Here is a 15,409-nt window from a genome sequence, read left to right on the forward strand (position 1 = left end):
CAGGATTTGCCATGACCGCCGCAGCCCGCTCCCTCACCGACGGCATCGCGCTGCCGAGCTATGCCGATGTCGAGGCGGCGGCGCAGCGCATCGCCGGCGTCGCCCATCGCACGCCGGCGCTGACCTCGCGCACCGCCAATGAACGCACCGGCGCCAATCTCGTCTTCAAGGCCGAGAACCTGCAGCGCATGGGCGCCTTCAAGTTCCGCGGCGGCTACAACGCCATCGCGGCGCTGACGCCAGAGCAGCGCAAGGCCGGCGTGCTGACCTATTCTTCCGGCAACCATGCCCAGGCGATCGCCTATGCCAGCAAGCTGCTCGGCGCGCCGGCGACGATCATCATGCCGCTGGACGCTCCCGCGGCGAAGGTCGCGGCGACCAAGGGCTATGGCGCCGAGGTCGTCACTTATGACCGCTATACCCAGGACCGGCTCGAGCTCGGCAACCGGCTGGCCGCCGAACGCGGACTGACGCTGATCCCGCCGTACGACCATCCCGACGTCATCGCCGGCCAGGGCACGGCAACGAAGGAGCTGATCGAAGAGGCCGGCGAGCTCGACGTGCTGCTGGTCTGCCTCGGTGGCGGCGGACTTCTCGCCGGCGCGCTGCTGGCGGCGAAGGCGCTCAATCCCGGCTGCAAGGTCTATGGCGTCGAGCCCGAGGCCGGCAATGACGGGCAGCAGTCGCTGCGCAAGGGCGAGATCGTCAAGATCGACGTGCCCAAGACCATCGCCGACGGCGCCCAGACGCCCTTCCTCGGCAACTATACCTTCCCGATCATCCGCGACCTCGTCGAGGACATCGTCACCGTGCCCGATGCCGCCCTCGTCGCGGCGATGCGCTTCTTCGCCGAACGGATGAAGCTCGTGGTCGAGCCGACCGGGTGCCTTGCCGCAGCCGCAGCCTTCACCGGCGCCGTGCCGGTCGAAGGCAAGCGCGTCGGCGTCATCCTCAGCGGCGGCAATGTCGACCTCGCTGCCTTCGCGCGCTTCGTAGGCGACGGCGCGTGAGCGAGATCGAGACGATCTTGTCGCCCGACGTGCCGGCGCCGGCCGGGCACTATTCGCAGGCGATCGCCTATAAGGACCTGGTCTTCGTCTCCGGCCAGCTCGCGCCGCGCCCCGATGGCAGCCACACCTCCGGCGAGCCCTTCGCGGTGCAGGCGCGCCAGGCGCTCGACAATCTCCTGGCGGTGCTCAAAGCCGCCGGCTGCGGCCCGGCCGATGTGGTGAAGGTGACCGCCTATCTGGTCGGCGCCGCGCATTGGCCTGACTTCAACGCGATCTATGCCGAGGTCTTCGGGCCGCACAAGCCGGCGCGCACGGTCGTTCCGGTGCCGGAACTGCACCATGGCTATCTCGTCGAGATCGAGGCCGTGGCGGTCCGCCGCAAGACGGATTGAAGGCGGCTACGATTCCGCGTTGACGCCGGGCCTATCAGGAACTATAGGGTCGGGCCTCGCGGCGGTCTTGCTCCGGCAGGACCGTCGCTCGCATTTTCATTGTAGGTTCGTGGTCGTGCCAGCCGGCAATTGCCAGGCGCCTGCCGCGATGAGGACGAGGACGTTACCATGGCCAACACGACTTCGGCCAAGAAGGCCGCGCGCAAGATCGTGCGGCGCACCGAAGTGAACAAGGCGCGCCGCAGCCGCGTGCGCACCTTCCTGCGCAAGGTCGAGGAGGCGATCGCCTCGGGCGACAAGGGCGCCGCCACCGAGGCGCTGAAGGCCGCCCAGCCGGAGCTGATGCGGGCCGCTCAGAAGGGCGTGGTTCACAAGAACACCGCCTCGCGCAAGGTTTCGCGCCTCGCTCACCGCATTGGTGCGCTGGCCTCCTGATCTCTGTTCATCAGAGCGGATTTGCGAGCAGTTTTTGACCCGGCCGAAAGGCCGGGTTTTTCTTTGCCCGGTTAACCGTAAAAGCGACGCCCGGTGCCGCGCCGCAACACCCGCTGTCAACGGCGATTCCGCAATCTTTCCACGACTTTACCGGCTTGACTTGGGCGCCGTTTTGGAGGTCGGAAATCGTCCCGATCGGGACTTTTGACCGCACAAAATTCCTTCATATTTTTCATGATCTTAGTGGGCAAAGCAATTCAGTTGGGTGAATCCTCGGGGCCGGAATGGGGCGGAGGACGGGCTTCGAAAAAAAAGATTCGGAGCCGGCACGAGACCCCTCCGGTAAAGAAAAGCTTAACTTCCCCAACTGATTGCGAGGCGCTTTCCGGTAGGTCAGACAGGGGCCGCAATGCCCCTTCGCCACGAAGCCGGCTGAGGGGGATATTGCCCCCGTTCGAGGCGGCCTTGTAAGGTCCTTTTCATCGGCGGGCGGACAGCGATGTCCAGCCGCCCCTCCACAGAATTGTTGATGGTTTTGGCTTACAACCGGAAAGGGTTGGAAGGATGAGTTTGTTTGTCTTGATGATTTGAATGCGTTGAAATGACGAGTGGCCGCGGCCGGATTTTCGAGCCAGGCGGCATTACCACGAAAAGCGTTGGAGTGACCTCGCTTCGCGGCATGAGCCGACGGGGGGAGCTGCGTTTTTCCTGACAACGAGACATCGCACCACCATCCCCATGTGGGACGGCGAAGTGCGTACGAGCATGAACGGGGCAATTGGAATGTTCGAGCGGATGGAGACTGGCAATCTGGTTGAGGCTGCGGCCACCCCTGTGGTGACCAGGCTTGCTCAGGCGGAGCCGGCGAGCGTCGCCGGGACCAAAGATCGTTGGGACAGGGTCCGCCGGCGCCTGCGCGCCGAGCTCGGCGAGGACGTCTTCTCGAGCTGGTTCGCCCGCGTCGAGATCGGTGCGGTCGTCGAGGGCGTCGCCCATCTCACCGTGCCGACCCGCTTCCTGAAGAGCTGGCTCGAAGCCCATTATGCCGAGCGCCTGCGGGCGCACTGCATGGCCGAGCTCGATGCGCCCAACGGCGTCGCCCTCTCGGTGCGCCAGGTGGCGCGGGAAAGCAGCGAGCCCAGCCTGGACCTGTCAGTACAGCGGGCCCGCCCGGCCCAGGCCCGCCCGGCCACCCCGATGGCGGAGGCGGCGACCGCTTCGGCCGCTACCCCGGCCGGCGACCGCGACCCCATGGACGCCTGCGGAACGCTGCTCGACCGGCGCATGACCTTCCAGAGCTTCGTCGTCGGCAAGTCGAACGCGCTCGCCTTCGCCGCGGCCGAGCGGATCTCGGCGGCCCCGGCCGGCTCGACGCCCTATAACCCGCTCTACCTCCATGCCGGCGTCGGCCTCGGCAAGACGCATCTGATCCAGGCGATCGCCCAGGATGCGCGCCAGCACGGCAAGCGCGTCGCCTATTTCACCGCCGACCGCTTCATGTACGGCTTCGTCGCCGCGCTGAAGTCGCAGACCGCCCTCGCCTTCAAGGAGAAGCTGCGCGGCATCGACCTCCTGATCGTCGACGACGTCCAGTTCATCCAGGGCCGCTCGATCCAGCAGGAGTTCGGCCACACGATCAATGCGCTGATCGACGCCGGCAAGCAGATCGTCGTCGCCGCCGACCGGCTGCCCGCCGATCTGGAAGCCCTCGACGAGCGCATCCGCTCGCGGCTCGCCGGCGGCCTCGTCGTCGAGATCGGCGAGCTTGACGAGGCGCTGCGGGTCAAGATCCTGACCACCCGGCTCGACGGGCTGAAGGCCGCCCATCCGAGCTTCCACGTCAATCCGGACGTGATCGCCTATGTCGCCAAGCTCGTCGCCACCAATGGCCGCGATCTCGACGGCGCCGCCAACCGCATCCTGGCGCATGCGACGCTGACCGGGGCGAGCGTGACGATGGAGACCGCCGAGGCGGCGATCCGCGACCTCGTGCGGACGCGCGAGCCGCGCCGGGTCAAGATCGAGGACATCCAGAAGCTGGTCGCGACCCGCTACAATGTCAGCCGCGCCGACATCCTGTCGGAACGCCGCACCGCCGCCGTGGTCAAGCCGCGCCAGATCGCGATGTATCTCGCCAAGGCGCTGACGCCGCGCTCGCTGCCCGAGATCGGCCGCCGCTTCGGCGGGCGCGACCACACCACCGTGCTGCATGCGGTGCGCAAGATCGAGAAGGCGATCGTCGAGGATCGGCTCCTGCATGACGAGGTCGATCTGCTGAAGCGCATGCTGCAGGAGTGAGGCGCCAGCTTCCCTCCCAGCGTTAACTGTGCAGGCCGGTTCGCGCGCCCTTGCGCGCGGCCCGGCCGTCCGGCAATGTCGCGGGCCACCTTTCTGCCTGCCGGCTCGCCGCGGGCGCCAGCATGCCAGAAGACGCCATGAAGGTTACGGTCGAACGCTCCACGCTCCTGAAGTCGCTCGGGCATGTCCATCGTGTCGTCGAGCGGCGCAACACGATCCCGATCCTGTCGAACCTCCTGCTGCGCGGCAGCGAGGACGGGCTGAAGCTGAAGGCGACCGATCTCGACATCGAGGTGGTCGAGACCGTCCCGGCCGATATCGTCGAGGCCGGCGCCACCACGGTTCCGGCCCACACCCTCTACGACATCGTCCGCAAGCTGCCCGACGGCTCGCAGGTCTCGCTGGAGACCACCGGCGAGACCGGCCAGATGGTGCTGCGCTCGGGCCGCTCGCGCTTCACGCTGCAGACGCTGCCGGAAAGCGACTTCCCCGACATCACCGCCGGCGAGATGGCGCATCGCTTCGTGCTGCCGGCTGGCGAGCTCAAGCGCCTGATCGACAAGACCCAGTTCGCGATCTCGACCGAGGAGACGCGCTACTATCTCAACGGCATCTACCTGCACGCCATCGACGTCGATGGGCGCCCGGTGCTGCGCGCTGTCGCGACCGACGGCCACCGCCTCGCCCGCGTCGACACCGCCGCCCCGCAGGGCTCGCTCGGCATGCCCGGCGTGATCGTGCCGCGCAAGGCCGTGGCCGAGATCCAGAAGCTGCTGGAAGACGGCGAGAGCGAGGTCCAGGTCGAGCTCTCCGCCACCAAGATCCGCGTCGCCACCGCCGAGGTCGTCCTGACCTCGAAGCTGATCGACGGCACCTTCCCCGACTATCAGCGCGTCATCCCCTCCGGGAACGACAAGCTGCTGACCGTCGACAAGGGCGATTTCGCGGCCTCCGTCGACCGCGTCTCGACGATCTCGTCCGAGCGTGGCCGGGCCGTGAAGCTCTCCATGGCCGATGGCCGGATGACGCTCTCGGTGACCAATCCCGATTCCGGCTCGGCGACCGAGGAGATCGAGGTCGACTACGATGCCGGCCCGCTCGATATCGGCTTCAACGCGCGCTATCTGATGGATATCGCCGCCCAGCTCGACGGCGACACCGCGCTGCTCAAGCTCGCCGATCCCGGCTCGCCAACGGTGATCCAGGACCGCGAAGGCGCTTCGGCCCTCTATGTGCTGATGCCGATGCGGGTCTGATCCCGGCAGAGCGTCTTGACCGCGGTCGCCCGCCTCACGCTGCAGAATTTTCGTTCCTACCCGGCCCTCGATCTTGCGATCGAGGGCCGGCTCGTTGCGCTGTGCGGCGAGAACGGCGCCGGCAAGACCAATCTGCTCGAAGCGCTCTCGCTGTTCGCGCCCGGTCGCGGCCTCCGGCGCGCCGATCTCTCCGAGATGGTGCGCCAGCCCGGCGATGGCGGTTTCGCCGTCTCGATCGGGCTCGCCGATGACGGAAGCAGGCTCGGCATCGGACTGGAGCCGCCCGATGCCGAGGGCCGGCGGGCACGGGTCGCCCGGATCGACGGCGCCCCGGCCGGCTCGGCGCTCGCCTTCAGCGATTATGTCCGGCTCGTCTGGCTGACGCCCGATCTCGACGGGCTGTTCCGCGGTGCCGCCGGCGATCGCCGCCGCTTCCTCGACCGGCTGGTCCTGGCGGTCGATCCCGGCCACGGCACACGCTCGAACGCGCTGGAAAAGGCGCTGCGCTCGCGCAACCGCATCCTCGACGAGAGCCCGCACCAGCAGCGCTGGCTCGATGCGGTCGAGCGCGAGATCGCCGAGCTCGGCGTCGCCGTCGCAGCCGCCCGGGCCGAGACGGTGGCGCGGCTCTCCGCCATCATCGCGCAGACGTCAGACGAAGCCTCGCCCTTCCCGCAGGCCGACATCGCGCTGGAGGGCGAGATCGACGCGCTGGTCGCGAGCCTGCCGGCGCTCGACGCCGAGGATCGCTATCGCGAGCTGCTGCGGGAGATGCGCCCGCGTGACAAGGCGGCCGGGCGCACGCTCACCGGCCCGCAGGCCTCCGACCTCGCCGTACGCCACGCAACCAAGGACATTCCTGCCGAACAGGGCTCGACAGGCGAGCAGAAGGCGTTGCTGATCGGGCTGGTGCTCGCCCATGCGCGGCTGGTGGCGACGATGAGCGAGCTGCCGCCGCTCGTCCTGCTCGACGAGGTTGCCGCCCATCTCGACCCGCGCCGGCGGGCCGCTCTCTATGCAACGCTGGCCGAGCTCGGCTGCCAGGTCTGGATGACCGGCGCCGACCCCGCCTTGTTCGGCGATCTCCCGGCTGGAGCGCAGCGCTTCCTGGTCACGCCCGGCGAGGTCAGGCCCGCGCCCTAGAGCAGGATGCGAAAAAGTGGGAACCGGTTTTTCGCTGAAATCCTGCTCTAACTCTTAGAATCGATCACGTTTATGATTTTGGATCGACTCGATCCAAAATCATTGCGATCTAGCCAATCCGGGCCACGGCAGCGGCCCTCTGAAGTATGAAGGCGGTTAACCAATTCGCGCGACACTCCGGGCGATGCATCCGTCGCAGCCGTCCTTCACGCAGGCTGAAGCCGCGATCGCCAGCCATCTGCTGACGATCCTGGAGCCGCATTTCGACGTCTCCACCCGCAAGCTCTACGCCAAGACCTTCAAGCGCGATCTCGACCAGCTCGACGTCGCCTCCGACGAGCAGGTGAAATACCGCAAGCTGTTCAAGCTCGAATTCGACGAGCGCTATCGGCTGGCGAAGCTGCGCATCGTCGGCCGCGCCAATAATCGCGACATCCTGCTCGCCGACTATCCGCAGTTCTTCCTTGAGGACTTCTCGAACTTCCTCGCCGTCGTGGTCGCGCGCTGGAAGCGGCGCTGGGGCCCGGTCGACGAGGTCCTGCGCGTCTTCTGCAAGCTGATGCTCACCGACATCTCCTTTTCGCTCGCCTGCTTCGACGATGCGCTCGAAAGCGATGTCGACGATCGTCTCGGCGCTCTCGAACAGTCCTTTCGCGATGGGATCGGCGAGCGCATCTCGGCGATCGAGGCGAGCATGGGGGATGTCGCCGGCTTCTCCGGCCAGCTCTCGACCCAGGCCGGCGCGACCTTGTCGGCATTATCCGGCACGCAGGAGCGACCTGAGCAGGTCGCCGCCTCCGTCGCCGAGATCGTCGCAGCGACGCGGCAATGCGAGCTCGCCAGCGAGCGCATCTCCCAGGAGACGGCCGGTTCGAGCCGCGCGACCCAGGCGGCGAACACCGAATGCCATGCGATCAGCGACAGCGTCGCGTTGCTGCAGCAGGCGAGCGACCGGATCGGCAGCCTGGTCGAGCTGATCCGGAGTCTGGCCGCGCAGACCAATCTGCTGGCGCTCAACGCCACCATCGAGGCGGCTCGCGCCGGCGAAGCGGGCAAGGGCTTCGCCGTGGTCGCGGCCGAGGTCAAAGCGCTCGCCACGGCCACCAACAACGCAACGCAAACCATCCGCCAAGGCGTCGGCGAGGTCGTCGATGCCGGGCGCGCCATCGGCGAGGCCGTGCGCGGGCTCGGCCAGACCATGCAGACGCTGCAGGACAGCGCCGATGTCGTCGCCGAGTCGGTTGCGGGGCAGGCCAGCCATATCCGCTCGATCGCCGAGCGCGCCGAAAGCTCGTCCTCCGGCGTCGACGCCATCGCGCATCATGCCGCGCTGGTCGAGGGCCTCGCGCGCGAAGCGGCTGCGCTCGCCCGGCAGGTCGACGACCGCGTCCGAGCGACCTCATCGCAATCGCTGGCGCTGGAGCAATCGATCGGGGATTTCCTTGGCGCGATGGGCAAGGCGCGCGCCGAGAAGCGCGGACGCATCCGCCAGAGCGGCTGATCTCTCCCATCACGCAAGGCGATGGGACACATCCGGCGCAGGCTGCTAATCTGGCCGCTACAAGCCGATATCAGGGAGCAACGCTCGATGGATCTCGCCGGGCTTCTGGTTTTCGCCGGTGTCTACTTCCTGGCCGTCGCCTCGCCGGGGCCGGGCATCGCCGCGATCGTGGCGCGCTCGCTCTCGACCGGGTTCCGACGCGCCGTGCCTTTCGTGCTCGGCATCGCCTCCGGCGATCTGGTCTGGCTGACCTTCTCGGCGCTCGGCCTGTCCGTGCTGATGCAGAACTTCCACGGCCTGTTCCTGATCATCAAATATGCCGGCTGCGCCTATCTCGTCTATCTCGCCTGGAAGCTCTGGACCGCGCCGGTGAAGAGCCTGGAAGACCAGCCGGCGATGCGCGGCGAGGGCGTCCGCCTCTTTCTCGGCGGCCTTACGCTGACGCTCGGCAATCCCAAGGTGATGGTGTTCTTCGTCTCGATCCTGCCGCTGATCGTCGATCTGCAGGCGTTGACGCCGCTGGCTTTCGCCGAGGTCGCCGTGCTGACCATGCTGATCATCAACACCACCCTGCTCGGCTACGCCTATGCCGCCGACCGGGCGCGGCGGCTGGTCGCCAGTCCCAAGACCATGCGCCGGATCAACCGCGTCACCGGCGGCGTGATGGCGGGCGCCGCAGTGGCCATCGCGGCACGCGGCTGAGATGGCGGACGAAACCACGGCGCCTCACGCCATTCGCCGCGAGGACTGGGCGGAGACGCCCGGCGAATGGCATGGCGAGGTCCAGGGTTTCGGCGGCGAGGTCGCGCTGATCTTCGTCCGGGCAGAGCCCGGCAAGGGACCAAGGCTGCACAGCCATCCCTATCCCGAGACCTTCATCGTCCGCGCCGGGCGGGCGCTCTACACCATCGGCGACCGGGAGATCGAGGCCGGGCCGGGCGAGATTCTGGTCGTGCCTGCGGGCGTGCCGCACAAATTCCGCAGCCTCGGGCCGGAGGTGCTGGAATCGATCGACATCCACGCCAGTGAGCGCTTCATCACCGACTGGCTGGAATAGCGGGCGCTGTTCCGTCTTTCCGGGACATCGCGCAGCGATGGGCCCGGAATCCAAGAACACTGACCCACCCGTCATTGCGAGGAGCGTCAGCGACGAAGCAATCCAGGGGGACGCAGAGCTCTCCGCTCCTGGATTGCTTCGCTGCGCTCGCAATGACGGAGGATGTGTCGGAACCACCGTGTTCATGGGTTCCGGGCTCACGCCTTCGGCGCGCCCCGGAATGACGGCGTGTCTCAGCGCCCGCCGGCCGCCGTGATCAGCCTGGCGACCTCGTTCTGGCCGCGCTTGCGAGCATGAGCGAGCGGGCTGACGCCATCCTTGTCGGCGAGGTTGGGGTTGGCGCCGGCATCAAGCACGAGCTTGGCGACCTGCTGGTGGCGCGAGCCGCCATCGCCGAGGATCACGATCTCCAGGAGACAGGTCCAGCCGAGATTGTTGACGTGGTTCACGTCGATGCCCGATGTCAGCAGCAGCTTGGCGGTTTCGACATGGGCGCGCTCGCAAGCCGGGATCAAGGCATTGCCGCCATAGCGGTTGCGGATGGTGAGGTCGGGCTTCAGCGGCAGCATGGCCGCGATGATCTCGGTGCGGCCGCTGGCACCGGCGAGCAGCCAGGGCGTGTCCTGGTTCGACGCCTGGGCATTGGGGCTCGCACCTGCCGCCAGCAGCGCCTTGGCGACGGCGACATGATTGCCGGCGACGGCGAGCAGCAATGGAGTCTGGCGCTGACCGTCGCGCTGTTCGAGATCCGCCTTGGCGGCGATCAGGCGGTTCACGGCGGCGAGATCGCCACGGCTGGCGGCTTCGAGCAGGCCGGTCTGAGCTTCGCTTGCTCCGGTCATCAGCAACACTCCCGCGAGGATCGCGGCGGCCCGCAGCAGCCGCCTCATCGCCCGCTGTCGAGCAGGCGCCCGACCACCTTGGCGGTGTAATCGACCATCGGCACGATCCGGGCATAGTTCAGCCGGGTCGGGCCGATGATGCCGACGACGCCGACGATGCGCTGGCCGCCATCGCGGAAGGGCGCGGCGATGATCGAGGAGCCCGACATCGAGAACAGCTTGTTCTCCGAGCCGATGAAAATGCGCACGCCGTCGCCCGCCTCGGCCCGCGAGAGCAGGTCGATGAGCTCGGTCTGCGTCTCCAGATCGGCGAAGAGCAGGCGGATGCGCTCCAGATCCTCTTGCGCCCTCAGGTCCTCGAGCAGATTGGCCTGGCCGCGCACGATCAGATGCCGGTCGCCGGAGGGGCCGGAGGTCGTGGCAACGCCGCTTTCGACCAGCTTTGCGGTCAAGTCGTCGAGTTCGCGCTCCATTAGAGTTCGGCTGTCGGCGATCTCGCGGCGAAGCTCGTCCAGCGTCTTGCCGACGATGCGGGCATTGAGGAAATTGCCGGCCTCGACCAGCGCCGAGGCCGGCAGGCCCGGCGGCAGCGCCAGGATGCGGTTTTCGACCGTGCCGTCATCGGCGACGAGCACGGCGAGCGCGCGGCCGGCATCGAGCCGGACGAATTCGATATGGCGCAGGCGGGCATTGGCCTTGGTGGTGACGACGACGCCGGCGCCGCGCGACAAGCCGGACAGCAAGGCCGAGGCCTCGGTCAGCGTCTGGTCGAGCGAGCGGTTGCTCGCGGCGGCCCGGATCTGCGCCTCGATGCGCGAGCGCTCGTCGGAGGTGAGATTGCCGACCTCCATCATGCCGTCGACGAAGAAGCGCAGGCCCCGCTCTGTCGGCAGGCGCCCGGCCGAGGTGTGCGGGGCGTAGATCAGCCCGGCCATTTCGAGATCGGTCATGACATTGCGCACCGTCGCCGGCGACAGCGCCATCGGCAGCAGGCGGGCGATGTTGCGCGAGCCGACTGGCTCGCCGGTGGTCAGATAGCCGTCGACGATCTGCCGAAAAATCTCGCGCGAGCGCTGGTCGATCTCGACCAGGCCGCCGGGGGACTCCGGGCGGGTATGGGCGCTCATTCCCTAGCGAACAACCTCGATGCCATCGCCCATTGTCCCCGGTGGGCGTGGCGGGATCAAGCCCTGTCATTCCGGGGCAGGCCGAAGGCCTGAGCTCCGAACCCATGGCCACGACGCTTCCGTCATTGCGAGGAGCGAAGCGACGAAGCAATCCAGGGGGTCATGGAGCTCTGCCGCCCCTGGATTGCTTCGCTGACGCTCGCAATGACCGCACAGGCTTCGCCTTGCCGCACTCCGCTTAAGCGCCTACAAGCCGCGGACTCCGGAACACAGGATTGGCACGATGAGACCCTCGAAGCGCGCAGCCGACGAGATGCGCAAGGTCACGCTGGAACGCGGCGTGGTGCGCTATGCCGAAGGCTCGTGCATGGTGACCTTCGGCGAGACCAAGGTGCTCTGCGCCGCGACGGTCGAGGAAAAGGGGCCGCCCTGGCTGCGCGGCACCGGCAAGGGCTGGGTCACCGCCGAATACTCGATGCTGCCGCGCGCCACCCATGAGCGCACCCGCCGCGAGGTCACCTCCGGCAAACCCTCGGGCCGCACGCAGGAAATCCAGCGCCTGGTCGGTCGCTCGCTCCGCGCCGTGGTCGACCTGACCGCGATCGGCGAGCGCCAGATCGTCGTCGACTGCGACGTGCTTCAGGCCGATGGCGGCACCCGCACCGCCTCGATCACCGGCGCCTGGGTCGCGCTGCACGACGCGCTGAAATGGATGGAAGGGCGCGGCATGCTGAAGGGCGCCAATCCGTTGAAGGATCATGTCGCCGCAGTCTCCTGTGGCATCGTCGCCGGCAATCCGGTGATCGATCTCGACTATGTCGAGGATTCTGGCGCGCAGACCGACGCCAATTTCGTGATCACCGGTTCGGGCGGTCTCGTCGAGGTGCAGGGCACCGCCGAGGGCGCACCGTTCTCGGAGGATGAATTGCTGGCCCTGCTCAAGCTCGCCAAGGGCGGCGTCGGCAAGCTGGTCGCCCTGCAGAAGGCGGCGGTGGCCTGACGCCATGAGCGAACCCCGCCTCCTCACCGGCAAGGTCGTGATCGCGACCCATAACCAGGGCAAATTGCGCGAGATGCGCGAGCTGATGGCGCCCTATGGGGTCGAGCTGGTCTCGGCTGGCGAACTCGGCCTGCCCGAGCCGGTCGAGGACGGCCACATGTTCGCCGAGAACGCCGCGATCAAGGCAGTCGCGGCGGCAAAGGCCTCCGGCCTGCCGGCGCTCGCCGACGATTCCGGCGTCTGCATCGACGCGCTCGACGGCGCGCCCGGCCTGTTCTCGGCCAATTGGGCCGGTCCAGGCAAGGATTTCGTCCCGGCGCTCGCCCGCGTTCAGGCTGAGCTTGCAAAACGCGGGGCGACCACGCCCGAGCAGCGCAAGGCGCATTTCGTCTCGGCACTGGTGATCGCCTGGCCAGACGGGCATCAGGAACTGTTCGAGGGCCGCGTCTTCGGTGAGATCGTCGACGCGCCGCGCGGCAGCTCCGGCTTCGGCTACGACCCGATCTTCCAGCCCGCTGGCCACGACAGGACCTTCGGCGAGATGACCTCGGAGCAGAAGCACGGCATCCCGCAGGACGGCTCGCCCGGCCTGTCGCACCGGGCCCGCGCCTTCCATGTGCTGGCCGCCGCCTGCCTGAGGAAGCCCGCTTGAGCCCTCCGGCCGCCTTTGCCGCGCGGCCCGGTGTACCAGCGCATCCGACCGCGGCTGCCGGCTTCGCCGTCTATGTGCATTGGCCGTTCTGCCTGGCCAAATGCCCCTATTGCGACTTCAACTCCCATGTCCGGCATCAGCCACCGGACCAGGCCCGCTATATCGCCGCCTTCCGCCGCGAGATCGCCCAGCGGGCCGAACTGGCGCCTGGGCGCACGGTCTCCTCGATCTTCTTCGGCGGCGGCACGCCCTCGCTGATGGAGGGCGCGACGGTCGGCGCGATCCTCGATGCGATCGGCGAGCACTGGGCCGTCGACCCCAATTGCGAGGTCTCGCTCGAGGCCAATCCGACCAGCGTCGAGGCCGGGCGCTTCCGCGATTTCCGCGCCGCCGGCGTCAACCGCGTCTCGCTCGGCGTCCAGGCGCTGAACGATACCGATCTCAAGGCGCTCGGCCGGATGCATTCGGCGCAGGAGGCGCTCGATGCGGTCGCGATCGCACGGCGCTATTTCGAGCGCTATTCCTTCGACCTGATCTATGCCCGCTCGCCGCATCAGACGCCGGCGCTCTGGCAGGCCGAGCTTGAACTCGCGATCAGCCATGCCGCCGAGCATCTCTCGCTCTACCAGCTCACCATCGAGCCCGGCACCGCCTTCGAGCAGCTCTACAAGGCCGGCAAGCTCGCCATTCCCGATCCCGATGCGGGCGCGGCGCTCTACGAGGTGACGCAAGAGATTACGGCCAAGCACGGCCTGCCGGTCTACGAGATCTCGAACCACGCCCGGCCGGGCGCGGAATGCCGCCACAACCTGGTCTACTGGCACTATGGCGAATATGCCGGCATCGGGCCGGGCGCCCATGGCCGGCTGGTGACATTGGATGGCCGCTTTGCCCAATCGACCGAGAAGCGCCCCGAGACCTGGCTGGAGCGGATCGAGGCCGGCGGCGACGCGCTGGTCGAGAACGAGAAGCTCTCGGCCGAGGCGCAGGGCGACGAATACCTGCTGATGGGCCTCAGGCTCGTCAAAGGCATCGATCTCGATGTGTTCGAGGGGCTGGCCGGCCGCAAGCTCAACGGCAACCGGATCGGCAGCCTGATCGCCGAGGGCTTCCTCACCCGCAAGGCCAATGGCCGCCTCGCAGCGACGCCGGAAGGCGCGTTGCTGCTCGACGCATTGGTCGCCGATCTCGCCGCCTGACGACTGATCGCAGCGGCGATCTCCGGACTCGATATCATTAAACCGATTTAAGTCGATGAGAAGCCCTGTTGAGGCAGCGTTCGTCATGACCGCACGGCTGCCTTCCGCCACGTCACCGCCGCAATCGGCGCTCCCGATGGCCGGGTAAGAACGGCACAAGTTCAACCCAGGGAGGTCACCGATGCAGCCACGCATGATCGATGAATCACGTCTCGCCTTGTCACGCCGCCGCCTGTTGCAGGTCGCGGGGGCAGGAGCACTCGTAGCAGCCACTGACACGGCTCTGGCGCAGGCTCCGGCCGCCCGGCCTGGGCCGCCGAGCACGATCACCACGCCGCCACGTGATTTCAGCCGCAACGGCGCGCCGACCACCTATTTCTGGGACCCTGACGTCCTCGCAGTCGATCCCGCCTTCGAGGGGCTGGCGCAACCCAATGCCGCGATCCAGCGGCTCTGGACCGGAGCGCTCTGGGCGGAGGGGCCGGCCTGGAACGCGCAGGGGCGCTATCTGGTCTGGAGCGACATCCCGAACAACCGGCAATTGCGCTGGCTGGAGGATGACGGTCGCGTCAGCGTCTTCCGCACGCCCTCGGGCAACAGCAACGGCAACAGCTTCGACTTCCAAGGCAGGCAGCTCTCCTGCGAGCACCTGAACCGCCGCGTCGTGCGCTACGAGCTCGACGGCTCGGTGACGATCCTCGCCGACAAGTTCGACGGCAAGCGCTTGAATTCACCCAACGACATCGTCCAGCATCCCGACGGCAGCTACTGGTTCACCGATCCGCCTTATGGCGGCCAGCTCTATGAGGGCGCGCCGGACGCCGCGGGCGGGCCGAGCAATGCCAGCGGCAAGCTCAATCCGCGCCTCGGCCAGCCGCCCGAAATCGGCTTCTTCAAGCGGGAATTGCCGACGAACTGCTATCGCATCGACCCGAGCGGCCGGATCGACCTCGTCGTCACCGAGCAGCAGGTGCCCGACCCGAACGGCCTGTGCTTCTCGCCAGACTACAAGAAGCTCTACATCGCCTCGACCGGAAAAGGCCCGGGCGACACCGGCCCCGGCGGCAAGGGCGACATCCACGTCTTCGACGTCGGCGCCGACAACAAGCTCTCCAACGGCAAGCTGTTCTCGGACTGCATGGTCGACGGGGTGAAATGCGGGCCGGACGGTCTGCGCTGCGACGTGCAGGGCAATCTCTGGGCCTCCAGCAATGCCGGGCGTGCCGTCGGCTACAACGGCGTGCTCTGCTTCAATCCGGAGGCCAAGCTGATCGGCCGCATCCGGCTGCCGGAGGTCTGCGGCAACATCTGCTTCGGCGGCCCCAAGCGCAACCGCCTGTTCATGGCGGCGAGCCAGTCGCTCTATGCGCTCTATCTGGGCACGCAGGGGGCCGGGCCGGGCTGAGACGGCTGCTGATGGGCGCGGGCAACCCCTCCCCCTTGTGGGGAGGGGCAGGGGTGGGGGTCGGAAAGCCGGGGCAATCGGTGAGGCCCTAT

The 15,409-nt window shown here is 67.6% G+C and carries 15 protein-coding genes; 13 read left to right on the forward strand and 2 right to left on the reverse strand.

Annotated elements, in window-relative coordinates:
- Positions 1–11: 11 nt before the first annotated feature.
- The 9 genes from AC3WLC_RS24775 to AC3WLC_RS24815 all read left to right on the forward strand — a co-directional run bounded on the left by AC3WLC_RS24775 (position 12) and on the right by AC3WLC_RS24815 (position 9,092).
- Positions 12–1,010 (forward strand): threo-3-hydroxy-L-aspartate ammonia-lyase, encoded by a 999-nt coding sequence (locus AC3WLC_RS24775; protein WP_493686567.1) that lies wholly within the window; start codon positions 12–14, stop codon positions 1,008–1,010.
- A complete protein-coding gene (locus AC3WLC_RS24780; RefSeq protein ID WP_493686568.1) occupies positions 1,007–1,402 on the forward strand; it encodes a RidA family protein in 396 nt (131 codons plus the stop codon). Before AC3WLC_RS24775 ends, AC3WLC_RS24780 begins: the two co-directional genes overlap by 4 nt.
- A 168-nt stretch (positions 1,403–1,570) precedes the next feature.
- Positions 1,571–1,837: a 30S ribosomal protein S20 gene (gene rpsT / locus AC3WLC_RS24785; RefSeq protein ID WP_493686569.1), complete on the forward strand. Its 267-nt coding sequence runs from the start codon at positions 1,571–1,573 to the stop codon at positions 1,835–1,837.
- Positions 1,838–2,620: 783 nt separating this feature from the next.
- Complete coding sequence (gene dnaA / locus AC3WLC_RS24790; protein WP_493686570.1) at positions 2,621–4,135, forward strand: chromosomal replication initiator protein DnaA; 1,515 nt, start codon at positions 2,621–2,623, stop codon at positions 4,133–4,135.
- Between the two features lie 137 nt (positions 4,136–4,272).
- The gene (gene dnaN / locus AC3WLC_RS24795; RefSeq protein WP_493686571.1) at positions 4,273–5,391 is read left to right on the forward strand and encodes a DNA polymerase III subunit beta; all 1,119 of its coding nucleotides are present in this window, start codon (positions 4,273–4,275) and stop codon (positions 5,389–5,391) included.
- A gap of 15 nt (positions 5,392–5,406) precedes the next feature.
- Positions 5,407–6,534 carry a DNA replication/repair protein RecF gene (recF, locus tag AC3WLC_RS24800; RefSeq protein WP_493686572.1) on the forward strand — a complete coding sequence of 376 codons (1,128 nt, stop codon included), beginning with the start codon at positions 5,407–5,409 and terminating at the stop codon, positions 6,532–6,534.
- A gap of 184 nt (positions 6,535–6,718) precedes the next feature.
- Entirely contained in the window at positions 6,719–8,035 is a 1,317-nt protein-coding gene (locus AC3WLC_RS24805) for a methyl-accepting chemotaxis protein (RefSeq protein ID WP_493686573.1), read from the forward strand.
- An 87-nt stretch (positions 8,036–8,122) separates the two neighbouring features.
- Entirely contained in the window at positions 8,123–8,737 is a 615-nt protein-coding gene (locus AC3WLC_RS24810) for a LysE family translocator (RefSeq protein ID WP_493686574.1), read from the forward strand.
- A gap of 1 nt (position 8,738) precedes the next feature.
- On the forward strand, positions 8,739–9,092 hold the full coding sequence (locus AC3WLC_RS24815; protein WP_493686575.1) for a cupin domain-containing protein: 354 nt from the start codon (positions 8,739–8,741) through the stop codon (positions 9,090–9,092).
- 233 nt (positions 9,093–9,325) lie between these two features.
- On the opposite strand, the gene AC3WLC_RS24820 is transcribed toward AC3WLC_RS24815, so the two are convergent.
- Together AC3WLC_RS24820 and hrcA are read right to left on the reverse strand one after the other, a co-directional pair.
- Positions 9,326–9,934 carry an ankyrin repeat domain-containing protein gene (locus tag AC3WLC_RS24820; RefSeq protein WP_493686576.1) on the reverse strand — a complete coding sequence of 203 codons (609 nt, stop codon included), beginning with the start codon at positions 9,932–9,934 and terminating at the stop codon, positions 9,326–9,328.
- A gap of 44 nt (positions 9,935–9,978) precedes the next feature.
- Entirely contained in the window at positions 9,979–11,061 is a 1,083-nt protein-coding gene (gene hrcA / locus AC3WLC_RS24825; protein ID WP_493686577.1) for a heat-inducible transcriptional repressor HrcA, read from the reverse strand.
- A 283-nt stretch (positions 11,062–11,344) separates the two neighbouring features.
- On the opposite strand from hrcA, the gene rph reads away from it, so the two are divergent.
- From rph to AC3WLC_RS24845, 4 genes are all read left to right on the forward strand, one after another.
- Positions 11,345–12,061 (forward strand): ribonuclease PH, encoded by a 717-nt coding sequence (rph, locus tag AC3WLC_RS24830; protein ID WP_493686578.1) that lies wholly within the window; start codon positions 11,345–11,347, stop codon positions 12,059–12,061.
- A gap of 4 nt (positions 12,062–12,065) precedes the next feature.
- The gene (gene rdgB, locus AC3WLC_RS24835; protein ID WP_493686579.1) at positions 12,066–12,713 is read left to right on the forward strand and encodes an RdgB/HAM1 family non-canonical purine NTP pyrophosphatase; all 648 of its coding nucleotides are present in this window, start codon (positions 12,066–12,068) and stop codon (positions 12,711–12,713) included.
- The gene (hemW, locus tag AC3WLC_RS24840; protein ID WP_493686580.1) at positions 12,710–13,912 is read left to right on the forward strand and encodes a radical SAM family heme chaperone HemW; all 1,203 of its coding nucleotides are present in this window, start codon (positions 12,710–12,712) and stop codon (positions 13,910–13,912) included. The genes rdgB and hemW overlap by 4 nt, the downstream gene beginning before the upstream one ends.
- Positions 13,913–14,093: 181 nt before the next feature.
- Positions 14,094–15,317, forward strand: coding sequence for an SMP-30/gluconolactonase/LRE family protein (locus AC3WLC_RS24845; RefSeq protein WP_493686581.1), 1,224 nt, complete (start codon positions 14,094–14,096; stop codon positions 15,315–15,317).
- Positions 15,318–15,409: the final 92 nt, after the last annotated feature.

The sequence above is a fragment of the Allobosea sp. GW821-FHT03A12 genome (assembly GCF_058986765.1).

Excerpts from the sequence above, each read along its gene's own strand:
- AC3WLC_RS24775 (WP_493686567.1), top strand. The coding sequence starts at position 12 with ATGACCGCCGCAGCCCGCTCCCTCACCGACGGCATCGCGCTGCCGAGC.
- rpsT (WP_493686569.1), top strand. The coding sequence starts at position 1,571 with ATGGCCAACACGACTTCGGCCAAGAAGGCCGCGCGCAAGATCGTGCGG.
- dnaA (WP_493686570.1), top strand. The coding sequence starts at position 2,621 with ATGTTCGAGCGGATGGAGACTGGCAATCTGGTTGAGGCTGCGGCCACC.
- dnaN (WP_493686571.1), top strand. The coding sequence starts at position 4,273 with ATGAAGGTTACGGTCGAACGCTCCACGCTCCTGAAGTCGCTCGGGCAT.
- AC3WLC_RS24805 (WP_493686573.1), top strand. The coding sequence starts at position 6,719 with ATGCATCCGTCGCAGCCGTCCTTCACGCAGGCTGAAGCCGCGATCGCC.
- AC3WLC_RS24810 (WP_493686574.1), top strand. The coding sequence starts at position 8,123 with ATGGATCTCGCCGGGCTTCTGGTTTTCGCCGGTGTCTACTTCCTGGCC.
- AC3WLC_RS24815 (WP_493686575.1), top strand. The coding sequence starts at position 8,739 with ATGGCGGACGAAACCACGGCGCCTCACGCCATTCGCCGCGAGGACTGG.
- AC3WLC_RS24820 (WP_493686576.1), bottom strand. The coding sequence starts at position 9,934 with ATGACCGGAGCAAGCGAAGCTCAGACCGGCCTGCTCGAAGCCGCCAGC.
- hrcA (WP_493686577.1), bottom strand. The coding sequence starts at position 11,061 with ATGAGCGCCCATACCCGCCCGGAGTCCCCCGGCGGCCTGGTCGAGATC.
- rph (WP_493686578.1), top strand. The coding sequence starts at position 11,345 with ATGAGACCCTCGAAGCGCGCAGCCGACGAGATGCGCAAGGTCACGCTG.
- rdgB (WP_493686579.1), top strand. The coding sequence starts at position 12,066 with ATGAGCGAACCCCGCCTCCTCACCGGCAAGGTCGTGATCGCGACCCAT.
- AC3WLC_RS24845 (WP_493686581.1), top strand. The coding sequence starts at position 14,094 with ATGCAGCCACGCATGATCGATGAATCACGTCTCGCCTTGTCACGCCGC.